The organism is Corynebacterium sp. p3-SID1056 (assembly GCF_025152525.1).
Lineage (GTDB): Bacteria > Actinomycetota > Actinomycetes > Mycobacteriales > Mycobacteriaceae > Corynebacterium.
In genome coordinates, this window is the sequence record NZ_JALXXL010000006.1 from 118,285 (window position 1) to 137,506 (window position 19,222).

At 63.6% G+C, this 19,222-nt stretch carries 21 protein-coding genes; 8 read left to right on the forward strand and 13 right to left on the reverse strand.

The genetic code is table 11. The features are described from left to right. The first annotated feature begins 220 nt into the window (after window positions 1-220). Entirely contained in the window at window positions 221-1,417 is a 1,197-nt protein-coding gene (locus tag M3G14_RS07010; RefSeq protein ID WP_259925785.1) for an NAD-dependent epimerase/dehydratase family protein, read from the forward strand. Continuing rightward, complete coding sequence (locus M3G14_RS07015) at window positions 1,417-2,535, forward strand: glycosyltransferase family 1 protein (protein WP_259925787.1); 1,119 nt, start codon at window positions 1,417-1,419, stop codon at window positions 2,533-2,535. The genes M3G14_RS07010 and M3G14_RS07015 overlap by 1 nt, the downstream gene beginning before the upstream one ends. On the opposite strand, the gene M3G14_RS07020 is transcribed toward M3G14_RS07015, so the two are convergent. Continuing rightward, window positions 2,513-2,956, reverse strand: a complete 444-nt coding sequence (locus tag M3G14_RS07020; protein WP_259925789.1) for a hypothetical protein — start codon at window positions 2,954-2,956, stop codon at window positions 2,513-2,515. The genes M3G14_RS07015 and M3G14_RS07020 overlap by 23 nt on opposite strands. 4 nt (window positions 2,957-2,960) lie before the next feature. Then, window positions 2,961-4,418: a glyceraldehyde-3-phosphate dehydrogenase gene (locus tag M3G14_RS07025; RefSeq protein WP_396122210.1), complete on the reverse strand. Its 1,458-nt coding sequence runs from the start codon at window positions 4,416-4,418 to the stop codon at window positions 2,961-2,963. Window positions 4,419-4,587: 169 nt separating this feature from the next. Between M3G14_RS07025 and M3G14_RS07030 the strand changes: the two genes are divergently transcribed. Then, complete coding sequence (locus M3G14_RS07030; RefSeq protein WP_259925794.1) at window positions 4,588-4,773, forward strand: hypothetical protein; 186 nt, start codon at window positions 4,588-4,590, stop codon at window positions 4,771-4,773. Here the strand turns inward: M3G14_RS07030 and M3G14_RS07035 are convergent. Beyond that, the gene (locus M3G14_RS07035) at window positions 4,770-5,756 is read right to left on the reverse strand and encodes a 3-hydroxyisobutyryl-CoA hydrolase (RefSeq protein WP_259925795.1); all 987 of its coding nucleotides are present in this window, start codon (window positions 5,754-5,756) and stop codon (window positions 4,770-4,772) included. The two genes, M3G14_RS07030 and M3G14_RS07035, sit on opposite strands and share 4 nt — an antisense overlap. Before the next feature lie 64 nt (window positions 5,757-5,820). Between M3G14_RS07035 and M3G14_RS07040 the strand changes: the two genes are divergently transcribed. Then, on the forward strand, window positions 5,821-6,618 hold the full coding sequence (locus tag M3G14_RS07040; protein WP_259925796.1) for an HAD family hydrolase: 798 nt from the start codon (window positions 5,821-5,823) through the stop codon (window positions 6,616-6,618). Continuing rightward, the gene (locus M3G14_RS07045) at window positions 6,615-7,178 is read left to right on the forward strand and encodes a DNA-3-methyladenine glycosylase (protein WP_259925869.1); all 564 of its coding nucleotides are present in this window, start codon (window positions 6,615-6,617) and stop codon (window positions 7,176-7,178) included. Before M3G14_RS07040 ends, M3G14_RS07045 begins: the two co-directional genes overlap by 4 nt. A gap of 1 nt (window position 7,179) precedes the next feature. On the opposite strand, the gene ppk2 is transcribed toward M3G14_RS07045, so the two are convergent. From ppk2 to M3G14_RS07060, 3 genes are read right to left on the reverse strand one after another with little or no spacing between them, the layout of a single operon-like run. Further along, window positions 7,180-8,043: a polyphosphate kinase 2 gene (ppk2, locus tag M3G14_RS07050; RefSeq protein ID WP_259925797.1), complete on the reverse strand. Its 864-nt coding sequence runs from the start codon at window positions 8,041-8,043 to the stop codon at window positions 7,180-7,182. Between the two features lie 51 nt (window positions 8,044-8,094). Beyond that, the gene (locus M3G14_RS07055; protein WP_259925798.1) at window positions 8,095-8,427 is read right to left on the reverse strand and encodes a putative quinol monooxygenase; all 333 of its coding nucleotides are present in this window, start codon (window positions 8,425-8,427) and stop codon (window positions 8,095-8,097) included. Between the two features lie 27 nt (window positions 8,428-8,454). Then, window positions 8,455-9,084 carry a hypothetical protein gene (locus tag M3G14_RS07060; RefSeq protein ID WP_259925799.1) on the reverse strand — a complete coding sequence of 210 codons (630 nt, stop codon included), beginning with the start codon at window positions 9,082-9,084 and terminating at the stop codon, window positions 8,455-8,457. Between the two features lie 221 nt (window positions 9,085-9,305). Between M3G14_RS07060 and M3G14_RS07065 the strand changes: the two genes are divergently transcribed. Beyond that, the gene (locus tag M3G14_RS07065; RefSeq protein WP_259925800.1) at window positions 9,306-9,947 is read left to right on the forward strand and encodes a GntR family transcriptional regulator; all 642 of its coding nucleotides are present in this window, start codon (window positions 9,306-9,308) and stop codon (window positions 9,945-9,947) included. Here the strand turns inward: M3G14_RS07065 and M3G14_RS07070 are convergent, their stop codons facing one another. The 5 genes from M3G14_RS07070 to M3G14_RS07090 all read right to left on the reverse strand — a co-directional run bounded on the left by M3G14_RS07070 (window position 9,948) and on the right by M3G14_RS07090 (window position 15,710). Continuing rightward, window positions 9,948-11,750, reverse strand: a complete 1,803-nt coding sequence (locus M3G14_RS07070; RefSeq protein WP_259925802.1) for an ABC-F family ATP-binding cassette domain-containing protein — start codon at window positions 11,748-11,750, stop codon at window positions 9,948-9,950. A gap of 12 nt (window positions 11,751-11,762) precedes the next feature. Beyond that, window positions 11,763-12,728 (reverse strand): 4-(cytidine 5'-diphospho)-2-C-methyl-D-erythritol kinase, encoded by a 966-nt coding sequence (locus tag M3G14_RS07075; RefSeq protein ID WP_259925803.1) that lies wholly within the window; start codon window positions 12,726-12,728, stop codon window positions 11,763-11,765. After that, window positions 12,721-13,575: a 16S rRNA (adenine(1518)-N(6)/adenine(1519)-N(6))-dimethyltransferase RsmA gene (gene rsmA, locus M3G14_RS07080; protein ID WP_259925804.1), complete on the reverse strand. Its 855-nt coding sequence runs from the start codon at window positions 13,573-13,575 to the stop codon at window positions 12,721-12,723. The genes M3G14_RS07075 and rsmA overlap by 8 nt, the downstream gene beginning before the upstream one ends. A 6-nt stretch (window positions 13,576-13,581) precedes the next feature. Then, window positions 13,582-14,718 (reverse strand): resuscitation-promoting factor, encoded by a 1,137-nt coding sequence (locus M3G14_RS07085; RefSeq protein WP_259925806.1) that lies wholly within the window; start codon window positions 14,716-14,718, stop codon window positions 13,582-13,584. A 155-nt stretch (window positions 14,719-14,873) separates the two neighbouring features. Beyond that, window positions 14,874-15,710, reverse strand: coding sequence for a TatD family hydrolase (locus M3G14_RS07090; protein ID WP_259925807.1), 837 nt, complete (start codon window positions 15,708-15,710; stop codon window positions 14,874-14,876). Window positions 15,711-15,722: 12 nt separating this feature from the next. Between M3G14_RS07090 and M3G14_RS07095 the strand changes: the two genes are divergently transcribed. Continuing rightward, a complete protein-coding gene (locus M3G14_RS07095) occupies window positions 15,723-16,118 on the forward strand; it encodes a DUF3806 domain-containing protein (RefSeq protein WP_259925809.1) in 396 nt (131 codons plus the stop codon). 21 nt (window positions 16,119-16,139) lie between these two features. Continuing rightward, window positions 16,140-16,580, forward strand: coding sequence for a hypothetical protein (locus tag M3G14_RS07100; protein WP_259925810.1), 441 nt, complete (start codon window positions 16,140-16,142; stop codon window positions 16,578-16,580). Here M3G14_RS07100 and M3G14_RS07105 read toward each other — a convergent pair. Together M3G14_RS07105 and metG are read right to left on the reverse strand one after the other, a co-directional pair. Further along, window positions 16,577-17,374 (reverse strand): PHB depolymerase family esterase, encoded by a 798-nt coding sequence (locus tag M3G14_RS07105; RefSeq protein WP_259925811.1) that lies wholly within the window; start codon window positions 17,372-17,374, stop codon window positions 16,577-16,579. The two genes, M3G14_RS07100 and M3G14_RS07105, sit on opposite strands and share 4 nt — an antisense overlap. Before the next feature lie 3 nt (window positions 17,375-17,377). Continuing rightward, a complete protein-coding gene (metG, locus tag M3G14_RS07110; protein WP_259925815.1) occupies window positions 17,378-19,213 on the reverse strand; it encodes a methionine--tRNA ligase in 1,836 nt (611 codons plus the stop codon). Window positions 19,214-19,222 lie beyond the last annotated feature (9 nt).

A 19,222-nucleotide genomic window follows, 5' to 3' on the forward strand; every position in this document is an offset into this window, starting at 1 on the left:
CTCATATTCTTTTAACACTGCTAATCACACTATTGAACTACAAATACACAAAAAACGCACGTCACAACGCATTCACGCGCATAATCACTCCTAGATGATCCCTCCGTTCCCGCTGTATATTTCCTCAGACGTAGATAGCCAGCACAACGAGCAATTGGTAGGTATCGTGAATAAAAGCGCGTAACGCGCAACAGCTTCAACGTGGAAAGGTTTACTCAACGTGAAAATTGCGGTACTCGGCGGAGATGGGTTTTGCGGCTGGCCAGCGTCGCTGCATCTGTCTGACCTCGGCCACGAGGTGGTGGTAGTAGACAACCTTTCCCGCCGCGCCATCGACGAGGAGTTAGGCGTTGAGTCCCTCACCCCCATCGTGTCCACAGAAGAACGCATCGCCGCGTGGGAGGAAGTCTCCGGCAACACCATCGGCTTCCGCAACATCGACGTGGCGAAAGACTACGATGGGCTGCTCGAGTTCATCACTTCTTTCAAGCCCGACGCAGTGATTCACTTTGCCGAGCAGCGGGCCGCGCCGTATTCCATGAAGACCCCGCGCACGAAGCGCTACACGGTGGACAACAATGTCAACGCCACCCACAACCTGCTCGTCGCAATCGTGGAGTCGGGCCTGGACGTGCACGTCGTCCACCTCGGCACGATGGGCGTGTACGGCTACGGCACTGCAGGCATGAAGATCCCAGAGGGCTACCTGGATATCACAGTGCACACGGACGAGGGCACCACCGTGGAGCAGGAGATCCTCTACCCCACGAACCCGGGCTCGGTGTACCACATGACAAAGGTGCTCGACCAGAACTTGTTCGCCTACTACGCGAAGAACGACGAGCTGCGCATCACCGACCTGCACCAGGGCATCATCTGGGGCACCCACACCGAGCAGACGCAGCGCGACGAGCGCCTGATCAACCGCTTCGACTACGACGGGGACTACGGCACGGTACTCAACCGCTTCCTCATGCAGGCTGCCGTGGGGTACCCGCTGACTGTGCACGGCACGGGCGGCCAGACTCGCGCATTCATCCACATCCAGGACATGTGCAAGTGCATCCAGATCGCCCTCGAAAACCCGCCGGCGCGTGGCGAGCGGGTCAAGATCTTTAACCAGATGACGGAAACGCACCGCGTCCGCGACTTGGCAGCACTCGTGGCGAAGATCTCCGGCGCCGAGGTCCAGATGGTGCCCAACCCACGCAAGGAGTCGGCAGAGAACGAGCTCTTTGTGAAAAACGACACGTTTATCGGTCTTGGCCTGCAGCCGACGAAGCTGGCCGAAGGCCTGCTCAGCGAGGTTGAGGACGTAGCGCGCAAGTACGCCGAGCGTGCGGATCGCTCCAAGATCCCGGCGCGCTCGCTGTGGACGGCGAAGCAGGCCGCTGGCGTGCCCACGGGCGAGCGCTAATGCGCATCGCCATCCTCACCGAGGTCTTCCTTCCCAAGATTGACGGTGTGGTCACGCGACTGACCCGCCACCTCGATCAACTGGCCGAGATGGGGCACGAGGTCCTCATTTTTGCGCCGGGCAATCCGCCCGCCGAGTACGCGGGCTTTGAGGTTGTCTCCATCCCGTCGCGAGATCTCAAGGTGTACCCAGAGGTCAAGCACGGCATGATGGGGCCGAAGACGTTGCGCCGCCTGCGCGAGTTCGACCCGGACATCGTGCACGCGGTCAACCCAATTTGGACCGCGGGCTGGTCGACGCTCGTCGTCGCGCGCCGTTTCCCGATGCTTGCGTCTTTCCACACCGACGTGCCCGAATACTGCGTCAAGCTGGGCATTCCGTGGGTCAAACCCATTGCGAAGTGGGGGCTACGCACGTTCCATTCCCGCGCGGCTATCAACCTGGTCACTTCCGGGCCAATGATGGAGAAGGCGGCCGAATACCGGATCCCCAACGTCAAGCTTTGGCCAAAAGCCGTGGACACAACACGCTTTACCCCCGCGGCGCGCTCCGCGTCGATGCGTGAGCGTCTCGGCGGCGGACCTCTCGTGCTCTTCGTCGGCCGTATCTCTGCGGAGAAGTCCGTGGAGCGCTGCATCCCCATCATGGAGGAAGTTCGCAAACGCATCCCCGACGCACGCATTGCGTTCGTTGGCGAAGGCCCACAGTATCAGGCACTTCGAAACAAGGCCCCCGACTGGGCCACGTTTACCGGCTATCTCTCCGGGGCGGAGCTTTCGGCTGCGTATGCTTCCGGCGATGTGTTGCTCTTCCCGTCTACGACTGAAACGCTCGGCTTCGCGGCTTTAGAATCCTTTGCTTCGGGAGTTCCAGTCGTGGCCGCCAACGCTGGTGGCCTGCCATTTGTCATCGACGACGGGAAAACCGGCATCCTCGTCGACCCCGACTCCCCCGATGCCGTGTGGGCCGAAGAAATTGTGCGCGTACTGCGGGACGACGCCGCCCACGACCGGCTCGCAGCCGCAGCCAGGGCCGAGGCGAAGCGCTGGACCTGGCGCGCTTCCTCGGAGCAGGTGGTCACGTACTACGAGGAAGTTATTCGAAACGCAAAACGGTGACCTCGGCGGTCTCCCCGCCCTCGTATTCGCGGGATTCCGTCGCTGTCCTCACTGTCGCCGAAGGATCAATTTCCTGGTAAGGGGTCACACCCGGACCACAGGCATCGAGTTTGCGCGGGTCGAACCACTCGATATCTGCGCGGCCGTCTGCGATCACACCGATGCCGGAGGCGGTCTCCCACGCCTGGGAATCGCTGTCAATGCCGGGCACGTCGTTTGGGTTGAAGCCGAGGCGCTGCGCTTCGGTCTTGTCCGTGTACGGGCAGAACACGTACGCCCGCTCCACCCCCGGCCCCGCCACATCCGCGACGGCGAAGTCTCCAGCGAGCGCGGCGTCTTGCAGCCCCAGGTCCGTGCCATGCGCAGCGCAGCTCGCCAGGGCGAATGCGCCAGCGATGGCAAGGACTCGGGTACGAAACATCGTTTTACTTAATATCCTCCGGTGCCTTACGCGCCGGGTAGATCGTCGGACGCACGCCTGCGATCTCCTCGACGACGCGGACGACCTGGTGGGAGTAGCCGTACTCGTTGTCGTACCACACGTAGAGCACGAGGTGGTTGCCGGAAGCAATCGTGGCAAGGCCGTCGACCACGGATGCGTGGGTGGTACCCAGAAGATCCGTGGACACCACTTCGGGCGACTGGATGTAGTCGATCTGCTGGCGCAGGTTGGAGTCGGTGGACACGCGGCGCAGGAAGTTGTTGACCTCGTCCTTCTCTACGTCCTTCTGCAGGTCGAGGTTGAGCACCGCCATGGACACATCCGGCGTAGGCACGCGGATCGCGTTACCGGTGAGCTTGCCCTCGAACTCCGGCAGCGCCTTGGAAACCGCCTTCGCCGCACCGGTCTCGGTGAGCACCATGTTCAGGCCAGCCGCGCGACCGCGACGGTCGCCCTTGTGGAAGTTATCGGCCAGGTTCTGGTCATTCGTGTAGGCGTGCACCGTTTCCACGTGGCCGTGGTTGACGCCGTAGCGGTCGTTGATCACCTTGAGCACCGGGGTGATGCCGTTGGTAGTACACGACGCAGCGGAAAGCACCTTCTCGTCACCGATCATGTCCTGGTTGATGCCGTAGACGATGTTCGGAATGTCGCCCTTGCCCGGCGCGGTGAGCAGGACGCGGTCTACGCCCTTGGACTCGAGGTGCTGCGACAGGCCCGCGCGGTCGCGCCAGACACCGGTGTTATCCACCACGATGGCGTCGTTGATGCCGTAGGAGGTGTAGTCCACCTCTGCCGGATCGTTGGCGTAAATCATCTGGATCGGGGTGCCGTTGGCCCAGATAATCTCGTTTTCCTTGTCCACAGTGATAGTGCCGTCAAAGGCACCGTGGACGGAGTCGCGGCGCAGCAGGGAGGCACGCTTGACGATGTCGTCCTCGCCCTTCTTACGCACAACCACTGCGCGCAGGCGCACGCCGCCGTATGCTGCTTCACGCGCGATGAGGATACGAGCCAGGAGGCGGCCGATGCGGCCGAAGCCGTACAACACCACGTCGCGGGCCTGCAGCTCAGAAGACGTTCCAACGACCTCGGAAAGCTCCTCCTCGAGGAACTCGCGCAGATCCTTGCCCTCGGTGCGGGAGTAGTTCTTGGCCAGGCGCCCCAGGTCGATCGAGGCGGTGCCCAGGTCCATCTTCACCAGTTCCTGCAGGATGGGCAGCGTGTCGTCGAGAGGCAGCTCCCGCTCGACGATGCGACGCGCGTAGCGGTGGGCCTTAATGATGTCGATGTCGGTCGCCCCCAGAAGCAGGCGACCGTAGATGGAGGTCACGGCGTTGTGCTCGCGGTGCAGCTGGCTGATCAGCGGCAGCATTTCCTGCGCAAGGGTGAGCTTGTGGTTCCAGTCAGCGGCGGGGGTAGTCGATTGTGTCACTATAATCCTCAAATACGGTCGTGGGTGTACAAGCAATGTGCCTTTCGGGGGCATTCCGAGGGCCCATATGACCCCTAGCTTAGCGCGTTTCCCATATATTCAAGCTTCAAGTGCGCCCAAATTACACCCGCGTGCCCCCGCGTGAGCGGCGCTACTTAGGCGTAGCATGATTGCCATGGATTTAAGCTCTCAATTGAACGCCAATATGCACTCCGGCGCGCAGGATTTGCGTGACGCCCTGTTCACCCCAGCCACCGAGTTCCTTCCTGCCTCCTGGCAGGCATCACTCAACGATTTGAGCCACTCCGTGATCGGCTTGTGGGACTCCATCGTGCGCGCAGTCGAAATGCTCCTGTTCTAGCGAAGCACCGCCCGATATTTCTCGGGATCAGGCTGCGGCGCAAAGGATGGCGACTGATCCTTATCTACCAACACGGCACGCACGCCCTCCGCAAAGTCCGGCTCGTGGCGGATGAGCTCTCCAAGCACGCGCTCGTTTTCCAGCGCACCTTTCAGGCCCAGGGCGGCGTTCGCCTCAAAAAGCTCAGCCGCGGCCACGAGCGCGGAGGGCGAGGCCTGAGACGTGAGCTTTTTCACCTCTTCGCCGAACGCACCCGCGCCGTCGAGACGCGCCTGGATTTCGGCCCACGAGCCGACAAAGACTTCCTCTATCTGTTCGAACCACTGCTCCAGGCTGTTCCTCCCAGCCGGTAGCGCGACCTCGTCGAGGACGCCCAGCCCTTCCTCGACGATCCGTTCCGTAAGTCCCTCAAGCGTTGCCACTTTGTGCGAGGCAAGCCCCAGGTCGAGCATGTCGTCGGCCTGCAAGCGGTATCCGGTCAGCCCCAAAAACTTGCCCAGCGCCAGCGACGGCCGCTGCGGCAAATGCTGCAGCTTCCAGGACTGCCCGACGTCAGTGACGTAGCCAATGTTCATCTCCGGCATCGAGGCGAACGCCCCCTCCTGCACGACCATGTGCGAGCCAAGCGCAGAGATGCCCATCCCTCCGCCCATGTCCACCCCCGAGACGAGCGCGATGTAGGGCTTGGGGTAATTCGCGATGTAGTGGTTCATCTCGTATTCCTCGGCGAAGAAGGCGCTCACATCTTCCCGATTCCCCTCAAGGATCTCCTCGCGCGCAAGTTTGACGTCGCCCCCGGAGCAGAAGTGCCTGGAGCTAGATCGCACTACTACCTGGGTGACGGCATCGTCACGTTCCCAGCCCTTGAGGGTGCTGTAGATGCCGTGGATCATCTCGTCGTTCAGGGAGTTCAGCGCTTTGGGGCGGTCAAGCGTGATAATGCCGGTCGTGCCTCGTATGGATGTGTCTAAGAATGCAGTCATGCACACCAGTGTTGCACATCACACAAAAATGGTCGAGCAATTTTCCACGGGTAGGCTGGAGCCAATGAATATCCCACGTCTCGTAGCTCTCGATATGGACGGCACGCTGCTCACCCCCGAGGGGGTAATCCCCGAGTCGTTTTGGCCGACGTTGGACGCAGCCCACGCAGCCGGTATGACCGTCGCGCCGGCGTCCGGGAGGCAGCTTGCCACCCTGCGCGGCATGTTCGCCCGCAACGCACCCGATACCTTCATCGCGGAAAATGGCGCGGTCGTCGAACACAAAGGGACGATCGTCGCCACCTCCACGATCCCCGAGGAGACGGTTCGCAGCATCACGGAGGCGCTCGAGCGCACACCGTTTATCGTCCACCCGGTACTGTGCGCGCCCGAGGCCTCGTACACGCGCGCCTCAACCCCCGCTGAGGTACAGCGCGAGGTGGACAAGTACTACCTGGCCAACACGCAAGTGCGCTCGCTTTTCGACGCCCCACTGCACGAGATCGTCAAAATCGCCCTCTTTGTCGACGGCGGCGCGGAACGCCTCGGCCTGCCCTGGGTGCACACGCTCGCCCCCGAGCTGCACGCACTAGTCAGCTCTGCCCATTGGCTCGACATCATGCCACCTGCAGCTTCGAAGGGAAACGCCCTGCTTGCCCTCGCCGATACGCTCGGGATCGCGCACGCCGAGACCGCCGCGATCGGTGATTATCTCAACGACTCGGCCATGCTCGAGGCCGCTGGTTACGCCGTCGCGATGGGCAATGCGCACCCGACACTCAAGCAGGTGGCAGATGAGGTGATCGGCACGAATGGGGAGTACGCGGCCGTCGAGAAGCTGGCGCAGTGGGCCGTCAGATGATCGACTTTTCCCAACCCGCTGATGCCGTTGCGCCCCAGCTTTTAGGCTGCCTGATTACCCACAACGGTGTCACCGTGCGGCTGACCGAGGTCGAGGCGTACACCGGCGCGAATGACCCGGCGGCGCACACGCACCGGGGGAAAACCGCGCGGAACGAGGCGATGTTCGGCCCAGGCGGAACCCTGTATGTCTACCTGTCCTACGGCATCCACCTCAACGGCAACATTGTGTGCGCGCCGGAAGGCCAGGGGCAGGGCTGCCTCATGCGCGGCGGCGAAATCATCGAGGGCGAAACACTCGCGCGCTCGCGGAGGCAAAAGCCCGAGCGGAAACGAATTCCTTTTGCTAACTTAGCTCGCGGGCCCGGCAATCTGGGGCAGGCACTGGGCCTGAGCCTGGAAGACAACGGCACGCCGGTCACACTGACTGAGCGCGAGGCCGAACCCGAATGGGTTGCGGGGCCGCGCATCGGCATCAGTAAGAACGCCGATGCACCGTTGAGATTTTGGATCCCCAACGCGCCCACGGTGTCCACCCCGCGTGGGCGCCCAAAGTTGTGACCTACTTGTGCTTCTTTTTCTTCGTCTTCTTCGACGCGACGTGGCGCTCTTCCAGCTTGGCAGCCGCGTCGGGCACGTAGCGGAATTCCTCACGCGGCGGGCGCGAGTAATCCGTGATCTCCGGGCGCTCCGGAATCTCCGGCAGCTCCACCTCCACGTGCTCGTAAGGCACGGTGGACAGCAGGTGCGAAATCACGTTGATGCGGGAGCGCTTCTTATCCTCGCTCTCCACCGTGTACCAGGGCGCGGAAGGAATGTCGGTGTGGACGAACATCTCGTCCTTTGCGCGCGAGTAGTCCTCCCAGCGGGTGATGGACTCTAAGTCCATCGGCGAGAGCTTCCACTGGCGCAGCGGGTCTTCCTTGCGGGACTGGAAGCGCTTGTACTGCTCCTCGTCGGAGACAGAGAACCAGTACTTGCGCAGCATGATGCCGTCCTCGACGAGCAGGCGCTCGAAGATCGGTGCCTGGTGTAAGAAGCGGCGGTACTCCTGCGAGGTGCAAAAGCCCATCACGCGCTCCACACCTGCGCGGTTGTACCAGGACCGGTCGAAGATGACGATTTCGCCAGCCGCAGGCAGGCGCTCAACGTAGCGCTGAAAGTACCACTGGCCAGACTCGCGCTCCGTGGGCTTCGGCAACGCCTCGATACGGCAGGTGCGCGGGTTGAGGTACTGGGTAATCCGCTTAATCGCGGAGCCCTTTCCAGCTGCGTCGCGCCCCTCCATCACGATGACCAGGCGGGCACCGGTGCGCACCACCCACTGCTGCATCTGGACGAGCTCTGCCTGGAGCCGCAAAAGCTCCTTCTCATAGGCCTTCTTGGAAAGCTTCGGCGGCTTCTTCCCCGCAAATTCTTCGCTCATACACTTCACCGTACTCAGGCGTTATGCATGTAAGCAAAGCGTGCGTACAGGTTAATCCTGGGCGGGCACCTGGAACTCAGCCATCGTGTCCCACTCGGTCTTGCCCTCAATGAGCGTGTTGATGATCGTCGGGGTCTGCTTCAACACCTTGGGGAAGAGTTCCTGGGCGTTTTTGAAGTGCTGCGAGTTCACGTGGGCCTCCGCAGCATCGTCCTTGAACGCCTCGATGAGCAGGTACTCGTCCGGGTTATCGGTGGAGCGGTACCAGTCAAAGAAGAGGCAACCGTCTTCCGCGCGGCTCGCGTCGGTGAACTCAGCGACCACCTCGCGGAAGTTGTCGACGTACTCGGGCAGGGGCCGGAAACGGACGTTGATAAGAATCATGCGCCCCACCCTAGCGATCTCGCGTGTTTAGCGCAGGAAGTACTCCACCAAGTACGCGGTGGTGCCGTCCTCGCTGCGCGCAACTGCCACACCGAAACCGCTCGGGTGCGGGTGCGGGGTCGTTTCCACGTTCTCGCGGTTGAGGAAGTCGAGCCGCTGCTGTGCTGCCGCATCATCCAGCCGGTAGATCTGGCCAGTTCCCTCCTCCGCATGCGTTGTACCGCGGCCGACATCGCCGTTGAAGGTGGCCGTGCCGTCGACAGCCTGCTGCGCCCACTCGGCAGCAATTGCCTCCGCACGCGCATCCTTGTGGTGACCTTCACGCGTCAGCTGCGTCTCGGAGTCCGCCTCCAGCTGCGCATCGACCTTGGCGCGTGATGCTGCCGTGGTGCGCGGATCCACGACGATGCGCTCCGGCACCTCGATACCGGCGCGTGCCGCCGCCTCGCGCACGTGCTGTGGCACCTCAATGGGCGCCACGGTTGGCACCTTGAAGGTATTCGAAGACGACAGGGTATCGAGCTGCAGCGAAACCAGCGGTGCGGGCTCGCTGGACCCCTCTGCCGCAGCGGCCACTCCGGTGCCGGCGAGCATGAGCCCGAGAGTCGCGGCGAGCACCCGACGAAACTTGAAAGAATTATGTCCGTTAGTTCCCATACGTCATATTCTGTCACAAGTTTGGACGCATAGCAGGAGAAGCACGGCAAACGTTGGTGAAATTCCAATCGTTGAACAATTCTGGGATAGGCTTGAGAGCGGACCACACCCAGCAGAAGTAAGAACTGGGCGGAGGTACCGTTACAATATTGCTTTGCGCCTTTTAGCCCGCGAAAGCACTAACTCAATACTGCCCCTGTTTCCCACCACACACGGATGCCATGCTTGCTCAAAACGTCGCCGCTGAAATTCGCCGCGCCATCTCGCGCGGCGAGTTTTCGCCCGGCCAGAAGCTCAACGAAGTAGCTCTGGCTGAACGTTTTGGCGTCTCCCGCAACACTCTGCGCGAGGCTTTCGCCATGCTGACTTCTGAAGGCCTGTGTGAACGCATCCCCAATCGCGGCGTCTTCCTGGCCACACCCTCCCCAGACTTTGTGACCGACACGTATCGTGCCCGCGCCGCGATCGAACCCGCTGCTCTCCTCTGGGGCGAGCACCTCGACGTGGACCGTCTTCACGAGCTCAACGAGGAGGCACGCGAGGCGATAACCCAAGACGACGATGACCTCGTGGCGGCGATCAACCAGACTTTCCACCACGTCGTACTCTCCGCGATGGGGTCAAAGACCCTCGGCGACACGATGGATCAGCTTGACGCCTTTCTCCGGTTGGCCACGCTCCCAATTGTGCAGCGCACCCCAACGTTCAACCGCCAATTCATCACCGTCAACGAACGCCTTGTTGAGATGCTGGTCGAGGGACGCCGCCAGGAAGCCTCCGACTACCTCCAGGCCTCGTTGGAGGAGCAGGGCCGAATCGTCAACGAGCTCATCGCCAAGATCAACGACGGCGAGCCCATTTAGCTAGCCTTCGAGCTGTTCACCGAGCTCCAGCCACTGCATCTCCAGCTCGTCGCGCTCCCCTTTCAACGCGCCAACCTGCTGAGTTTTCTCTCCAATCGCGGAAAAATCCGGCGCGCCTGTACTCGACATGGCAGCAATCTCCGCCTCTACCGCCTCGATCTGTTCATCGGCCTTGCCGATCTTGCGTTCCAGCGCCTTCATCTTCTTGCGCAGCTCCCGCTCCTCCTGCGAACTCAGACCGGGGTGGGCCTCCTGCGGTGCATCATTCTTCTCCCCCAGGTCGAGCGGGCCGGTGTCTTCCTCGGTAGCTGCTCGGCGCTCAAGGTATTGCGAAATGCCGCCAGGCAGGTTCGTCAGCTGCCCGTCCCCGAACAGGGCGTAGGTGTTGTCGGCGATGCGCTCGATGAGGTAGCGGTCGTGCGAGATAACCACCAGGGTGCCGGGCCACGTGTCGAGCAGGTTTTCCAACTCCTGGAGCGTGTCGATGTCGAGGTCGTTGGTCGGCTCGTCGAGAAGCAGCACGTTCGGCTCGCTCATGAGCACACGTGTCAGCTGCAGGCGACGGCGCTCGCCGCCCGAGAGATCCCGGACCGGCGTGCGCTGCCGTTTCGGGCTAAACCCGAGGCGCTCGGCCAGCTGGGAGGCAGAAATCTCTTTATTGCCGATGTGTACGTAATTGGCCACGTCCTCGACCGCGTCAATCACCCGGCGCGAGGGATCCAGGTCGTCGAGCTCTTGGCGCAGCCAGCCAATCCGGGTGGTCTGCCCCTCGATCCGTTTGCCCGCCGCAAGCGGGTACTCGCCGGCGAGCGTGCGCAGCAGCGTGGTCTTGCCCGAACCATTCACCCCAACGAGGCCGATTCGCTCTCCAGGGGCGAGCCGCCAGGTGAGGTGGTCGACCAAGGTGCGCCCGTCGGGGGCGTCGATGCGCGCATCCTCCAGCTCGATGACGACTTTGCCCTGCCGCTGCTTGGAAAAGGCCATGAGCTCGACTTTGTCGCGCGGAGCCGGCACGTCCGCGATCAGCGCCTCGGCGGCCTCGATGCGGTAGCGCGGCTTGGAGGTACGCGCAGGAGCGCCGCGGCGTAGCCACGCGAGCTCCTTGCGCGCCAGGTTTTGACGGCGCTGCTCGATCGCGTCCGCCTGCCGTGCGCGCTCGGCGCGCGCGAACGTCCAGTCGTTGTAGCCGCCCTCGTAGACGTCCACCGTGCCGTCGTGGACCTCCCAGGTCAGTGTGGCGACAGTGTCCAAGAACCAGCGATCGTGGGTAACCACGACCACGGCGACCTTGCGCGCCATCAGGTGCTCAGCGAGCCACTGCACGCCCTCCACATCCAAATGGTTCGTCGGCTCGTCCAGCACCACCAGGTCCAAGTCCTGCACGAGCGCTGCGGCGATGTTGACCCTACGGCGCTCGCCGCCGGACAGGTTGCCCACCTGGGTATCCAAGCCGAGCTCCGCGACTCCGGTGCCCTTGAGCACCTCGCGCACCTTGGCGTTCGACGCCCACTCGTAGGTCTGCAGGCCGAGCGGCTCCACCACCGCCTGGCCTACGGTCAATGTTTCATCTAAGTCAAAGCGCTGGGTCACCACCGCCATGCGCAGATCCGAGTTGTGGGACACGCGGCCTGCGTCCGGCGCTTCGAGGCCGGTCAGTACCTCGAGCAGGGTCGTCTTACCGCCGCCATTGACGCCGACGATGCCGATGCGATCGCCGGACTGCACGCCAAGCGACACGCCGTCCAGCAGGGTTTTCAGCCCCCACGTCTTGGATACATTTTCCAGATTGATCAGGTTCACCATAGGAACCCAAGTCTACTGTGCGCCAGGCACCGGCCCAGCGGCGGTAACTACCTCATATTCGGGAAATCGCTTCTGCATCGCTGCGCGCGCCGATGCAGCAGCGTGTGCATCTGCGCACAGCGCGGCGATCGTGGGTCCAGAACCGGAGACGATCGCACGCAGCACCCCGTCGATCTCCTCCGCAGCGCGAATCACGTGCTGTAAACGAGGCTGCATCCGCAGCGCCGCGGACTCCAGGTCGTTGTGCAAGTGCTGTGCCAATGCCTTTTGGTCGCCGCGGGCCAGCGTCTGGCTCAGCGCGGTGGTGCGCAGATGCGGGACAAGGGCTGGGTCGTCGTGCCGCATGTCGTCAAGCAACCCGAACGCCTTCCCCGTGGAGATACCCATCTTGGGGTTAATAAACACCCAGTGTGAATCCCCACGCGTGAGCATATCGACCAGCTCGTCCCCGCGGCCGGTACCCAAGGCCGTGCCGCCGCGCAGGCAGAACGGTACGTCGGCACCGAGTTCGGCGCCGAGCTGGTGCAGCCGATCGGCACCGAGTTCCACGCCCGTATACGCAGCCGCGTAGCGCGCCGCCGCAACGAGCGCGGCCGCGGCATCCGCGGAGCCGCCCGCCATGCCGCCAGCGACGAAGACGTGCTTTTCCACCTCGATGCGCACCGGCGGCAAGCCTTGAGCAAACTTCCGGCACTCGTCGACGACAGCGTCGACCGCGCGCCATGCCAGGTTTGCCGGGGTATCAATGTCTTCCGCCGGGCGCTGAACGTGGAACTCGGTGTGCATGCCGCGGACCACGCTGCCCGTCCCCACAGCCGGACCGTCGACGACGCGCAGCGTGACCTGTTCGCGCCGGTCCACGGCCTGGAACACGGTGACGAGTTCGTGGTAGCCGTCCGCGCGGGCCTCGCCGACGCCGAGGTGCAGATTGACCTTGCCGGGTGCCGAGGCGCGAAAGCTCGTGGGTGTCTTAGGCATCGCGCGCCTCGCCCAGCCGGAGGAAGTCTTCCACGCCAAGCTTTTCGCCCCGCAGGCCCGGGTCGATGCCGGCCGCGCGGAGGGCTGCTTCGGCGGCCTGCGGGGTGCCATAGACCTGGGCAAGCGTGGATCTTAGGGTTTTGCGGCGCTGGGAAAACGCGGCGTCGATAAGCGGGAAGACCGCCTCGCGTGACGCGCGGCGCGTGCTGTCCGCGGTGACGTCAATGCGCACAAGGCCGGAAGCAATGTTTGGGGCCGGCCAAAAGACGTGCTTGCCAATCGTGCCGGCACGGCTCACGTCGCCGTAGAAGGCGGCCTTGACGCTCGGTACGCCATAGATTTTTGACCCCGGCGTGGCCGCCAAGCGGTCGGCGACTTCCTTTTGCACCATGACCAGGACCCGGCGGATGGAGGGGAACTGCTCGAGCAAGTGGAGCAGCACCGGCACGGACACGTTGTACGGCAGGTTCGCCACCAGCGCCGTCGGGGCGACCTCCACGTCGGCGGGCGTGACGGTGAGCGCGTCGATGTTGGTCACGGTCAGCTTCGAAGCGTGCGCAGGCGCGTAGGTGTGCACGGTTTTTGGCAGCCGCTGCGCCAAGCGAGGATCAATTTCTAGCGCGGTCACCTGCGCTGCGGTATCAAGCAGCGCGAGGGTGAGGGAGCCCAAACCAGGGCCGACTTCCACCACGGAGTCTTGGGGCGAAAGCTCGGCTGCGGCCACGATGCGGCGGACCGTATTTGGGTCGTGGACGAAGTTCTGACCGAGCTTCTTCGTCGGGTTGATATCGAGCTCCTCGGCGAGTTCACGAATCTCGACCGGGCCCAAAAGTTGGGACGAAGTCATACGCGCCTAGCGCAGACCAAGCTTCGCGGTGCAGGCGGGCCACGCGCCCCAGCCCTGCGCGGCCTGGGTCTTCTCCGCGATCGCGATCTGTTGCTCGCGGGTCGCCTGGTCCGCGGTCGGGGCGTAGGCGGTGCCGCCGTAGGCAGCCCAGGTGCCGGGGTTGAACTGCAGGCCGCCCTGGTAGCCGTTGCCCGTGTTGATGGACCAGTCGCCGCCCGACTCGCACTGGGCGATCGCGTCCCACACGGAGCCATCAGCCACAGCCGGGGCTGCCGCACCGGTGTTGCCTTCCTTCTCCGCCTTCTTCGTGCCGCGGACGATCACGGCTGGCTTCGCCTCGCGGGTCTCGTGTGCCGAGGCAACGAAAGTGTCCTCCGGCTGGCCGTTGACCAGCACCGTGTGGCGGATGACCTGCTTCTCACCCAGGACGCCCTCCTCGCGGATCTCTTCGGTGCCCTCTTCCATCTCCGGGTCATCGATGTACTTGGCAGGCGCCTTCACGTCGACGACCTCGCGGTCCTTGACAATCTCCACGCGATCCAGGTTGATCTGCATGTTCGGGGTGACCTGTGCGTCCAGCGGCACGTTGAGTCGGTCGTTGGAGTCGAAGGTAATGCCGCGCTCAGCAAGCAGGTCGCCCACCGTCTTCGCCGCAGCCGAGGTGTAGGTCACTGCGCCGCCATCGTTGATCGAGACGATCTTCGGGGTCGTCACATCCACGTTGAGCCCCTCGGTGACGGGCTGGTCACGGTCCACGTCCGTGGCGGCGTTCGCTGCCATCCCGGCCTCGTCCAGCAGGTCGCCGACGGTGGCGGCCGTCGACGTCAGCTCCTGCGCCACGCCATCGACCACGACAGCGACCGGCTTCGCGGTGCGCACCGTCACCGTGTCTCCATTGGCCAGCTTCTGCCCTGGTGCCGGGTAGACCAGGTCGGCGTCAGTGACTTCGACGCCTGCAGCCTGCAGCGCCTTGTCCACGTCACCAGAGAAGGTGGAGACGGTCGTGGCTTCACCGTTGACGTCAACGGTGATGTCTTTCTGAGCGGCGACGGCAGCGGTCGCGCTACCGACGATCGCGGCACCAGCCACGGTGCTGGCCACGACACGCTTGGCGGCGGGGGTGCGAGAAGTAGTGCGGGACATAAGCGGGGTGCATTCCTTTTTCGTGATACAGCCATGTAGTACTGCGGTAACAATACGATAACAACGCGGCGTTTACAAGATTGTGACCTTGCCGCGTGTCGCATCACACACCATGACCCCACACGACCCTTCTTGCACCTCAGAGGCAACTTTGATCACAGGTTAAACACGCGGTCGAAGGTCGACGAGACCTCCTCCGCAAGCGCTTCTACTGACATGTCGCGCGCTTCTGCGACCACCTTCGCGGTATGCCCAATCAGCGCCGGCTCGTTCCTCGCGCCCCGGAACGGCTCCGGCGTCATGTACGGCGCGTCCGTCTCGATGAGCAGTTGGCCGGCAGGCGCGAGTTTCGCCGCCTCGCGGAGCCCCTCGTTACGCTTGAACGTCACATTGCCCGCGAAGCTGAGCACGTAGCCACGCTCAATCGCCTCGCGCGCTACCTCCACCGGCGAGGAAAAGCAGTGCAGCATGACCTCGCGCGGTGCCGGCGCATCCGCCAAGATGCGCATGAGCTCCGCGTCGCCCTCGCGGTTGTGGATCATCAGCGTCTTGCCGCTTTCCACAGCCAAGTCAATGTGGAAGCGCAGCGCCTCCTCCTGGACCTCGATCGGGGCAGTCTTTTCTGCGTCGTGCTTCAGCCAGTACGTGTCGATGCCGGTCTCCCCCACCGCAACGCAGCGCTCATCCGCCGTCATCTCGCGCAGGCGGGTGCGCGCATGCTCATCCAGCTCGTGGGCGCGAGTCGGGTGGATCGCGCACGCGGCGAACACCCGCTCGTTCATGTGCGCGGCCGCCAGTGCTAGCTCGGCCTCCTCCAAATCGTCGCCGACGGTGCACATCCGCTCGACCCCTGCGTCGAGCGCCCGAGCCACAATCGCATCCACTTCCGCTTGGGTACGGGCGCCGGTCGAGGCGAGGTGGGTGTGGGCGTCGACAAGCGTGGCGATGCGCTCGGCGGGAACTGGTGTGGGGCGTGGTTTCTTTTTGCTCATACAGTAGAGCCTATGGCATTTACAGATTTGGACCCGCAGACCCAAGCCCAGCTCGACCGCGACTTGGCCGAGGCTGCGGGCCGCGGTATCAATGGCGACGTCGACGCCGTGGTAAAGAGCTTCGAGGACACGCTCGCCTACTACCTCACCCTGCCCGCCGACGTGCGCCGCAGCTACCCGCGCGGCGAGACCGCCCGCATCTTCGGCACCGCGCTCGGGGCAGCACTCGTGCGCGAGCATGGCTTCGCGTGGCAATTGCTTATCGACGACTACGGCACCGACCTCGTCGTCGCCCGCGACGTGGAAAGCTCCGAGCCCAAATACGCTGCCCCGCTCGTCATCGTGGATGCCCGCTTCGAGGACGAAGAAGCCGGCAAGCTCACCACCTTCGTGCAGCAATTTTTGTGAGCACTTTGCTAGGTTCAAGCCATGCATTCCTTTGATCGCGCAACCGTCCCTGCGCATACCGCCATTGTCGTGCGCGACACCGTCAGCCCCACCGAAATGGCCGCGCTGACCCGCGAGGCGCTGCCCAACCTGCGCGAATTCCTCATCTCCACCGGCGCGGAGCCCGGACCCGCGCGCGCCTACATCCTCTCCGAGCCCGCCGGCACCTTCGACGTCGGCGTCGGCTTCGTGGTGGACGATCTGGATTTGCCCCTCGTCGAACCCTTCGCCGGCGACACCGGCGACGAGCGCGTCGAGCTGGTGCACTTTGCGCAGACATCTTCTCTTGTCCACCGCCACACGGGCCCGCGCACTGAGCTGTCGCGGGTGTGGCGTGCGTGCGCCGCAGAGGTCGAGGCAGTCGGCGGCTTCGAGGAATTCGTGTCCGACACCGCGACGGACCTCTACCTACACACGCGCTAAAGCAAGAACTTTTCGACGAGCCCCGCCCCCGTCACCTCACGGGTCCCCGGGCCAAGGCGCGGGTCGAGGTCCTTGGCGCACGGCACCATGTGGCCGAAGCCCTCGATGGTGACCAGGCGGACTGGGGCATCCCCGTTCCAGGTGTCGGTAAACACATGCTCGCCTAGCTGCGTCCGGCCCTCGAAGGTTGCTCCGTTTCGCCGTGCAAAATACTCGGCGGAGTCCTGGGCCGAACGAGTCAAGCCGCGATTATTGCCGCCGATGCCGGCCATGCCGCCCTCGTATGGGACAAGCGGATCTGCGGTGCCCTGCACGCACAGGATTGGGGTCGGGTGCCACGGTTGCTCCGGGTTCTGTGGAGGCAGCGTGTTGTCCTCGGTGGGCATGGACGCCCCAAAGAGCGCAGCTGCGCTGAGGGCGGAGGGGGCCTCGAGAAGCATGCGGATGAGCATCTGGCCTCCGTTGGAGAAGCCGCAGCCGATCACGCGCTCGTGCGGGTAGCGCGCGAGCAATTCGGTGAGGAAGCCGACGTCATCGATACCGAGCGTACGCGCCGATTCCTGGAAGCCGCGGCGGGCGTCGTTGAAGTGCCGCCCCACACCGTCCGGGTAGATGACGGTATGCCCCAGCGACTCGAAGGTGCGGTCCGTGAAGTTGCGCGCGACGTTGCCGGACTGGCGCGAGCCGTGCAAAAACAGGATCAGGGTGCCGGTGTCTTCGCCGGGCACCTCAATCCACGTGCGCGTGCGCCCGCCAAATTCCAGCGAGTGCTTACGCGTTGGCTGCGCTGGCATCGACTACTGGACGGGAGCCCACTCGGGGCCGGTTTCGCCCAGCTTCGGGTCGAGCTTGGCCACCAACGGCTTCGGCTTGGCAAGCTCGGTGCCCGCCTCAACCTCCACGCGACGCCACACTGCCTGCTGGCTGGTGTAGTCGCCGGTAATCGTCAGGTACTTCTGCCCCTGCTCCGGCAGGCCTACACCGACGAGCTCGTAGTCCGCGTCGTCCGTGACCTCCTCGATACGCGGGCTGGCGGCCCACACGCCGGTGCGGCCGAGGGTCTCGTGGACCTGCTGCGCGATGTGTGGCAAGAACGGGGTGAGCATGGCGTTACAGTCCGAGACCACCTGCAGCGCGGTCCACAGCACGGTAGCCAGGCGCTCGCGCTGGGAATCTTCCTTGGCAAGCTTCCACGGCTCCTGCTCGGCAATGTACGCATTCGCCTCGCCGACGACGTGCATGATCTTGGTGATTGCCGCCTTGAAGTGTGCCTTGGAAAGGTCCTCGCCCGCGGTAGCGAAAGTCTGCTGGGCCAAATCCAAGATCCGACGATCCGAATCGGTGAGATCGCCCGGGGTCGGCACCGAGCCGAAGTTCTTGTGCGCCATCGACACGGTGCGGTTGACAAGGTTGCCCCAGCCGTTCGCCAGCTCGTTGTTCACGCGGCGGACGAACTCGTCCCAGGTGAAGTCGGTGTCGTTGTTTTCGGGGCCCGCCACCGCGATGAAGTACCGCAACGGATCGGGACCGAACTCCTTGAGGAAGTCCTTGACGTAGATGACGACGCCCTTGGAGGATGAGAACTTCGAACCCGACATGGTGAGGAACTCGGAGGACACGACCTCGGTGGGCAGGTTGAGCTCGCCGAGCTGGTGAACCTTACCGCCCTTTGCGCCCTTGCCCGCGTAGCCGAGCAGCTCGGCCGGCCAGATCTGGGAGTGGAAGGTGATGTTGTCCTTGCCCATGAAGTAGTAGCCCTCGGTGGCAGGATCCTGCCAGAAGGTCTTCCACGCTTCCGGGTCACCGGTGTGCGCGGCCCACTCGATCGAGGCAGAGAGGTAACCGACCACTGCGTCAAACCACACGTAGAGCTTCTTCGACGGGTTATCCTGCCAATCTTCCACCGGAATCGGAATACCCCAGTCGATGTCGCGCGTCATCGCGCGCGGGCGCATGTCCTCCAGCAGGTTCAAGGAGAACTTCAGCACGTTGGGCCGCCACTCCTTGCGGGTATCCAGCCACTGCGCGAGCGCGTCGTGCATAGCAGGCAGGTCCAGCATGAAGTGCTCGGTTTCGACGAATTCCGGCGTCTCGCCGTTAATCTTCGACACCGGGTTGATGAGGTCCGCGGGGTCGAGCTGGTTGCCGCAGTCGTCGCACTGATCGCCGCGCGCACCATCGGCACCGCAAATCGGGCAGGTGCCTTCGATGTAGCGGTCCGGCAGCGTGCGGCCCGTCGACGGGGAGATCGCGCCCTTCGTGGTTTCCTTGAGCATGTAGCCGTTGGCGTACAGCCCCTTGAACAGCTCCTGCACCACCGCGTAGTGGTTGCGCGTGGTAGTGCGGGTAAAAAGGTCGTAGGAAAGGCCGAGGCCGGCCAGATCCTCCACGATCTGCGCGTTGTAGCGGTCCGCGAGCTCCTTGACGCTCACGCCCTCCTTGTCTGCCTGCACCAGAAGCGGCGTGCCGTGCTCGTCGGTGCCCGAGACCATCAGCACATTCTTGCCGCACATTCGCTGGTAACGAGCGAACACGTCGGAGGGCACTCCGAAGCCAGCAACGTGACCAATGTGGCGCGGGCCGTTCGCGTACGGCCAGGCGACGCAGACAAGAACGTTCTCAGATGCAGTCATGGTAATTAA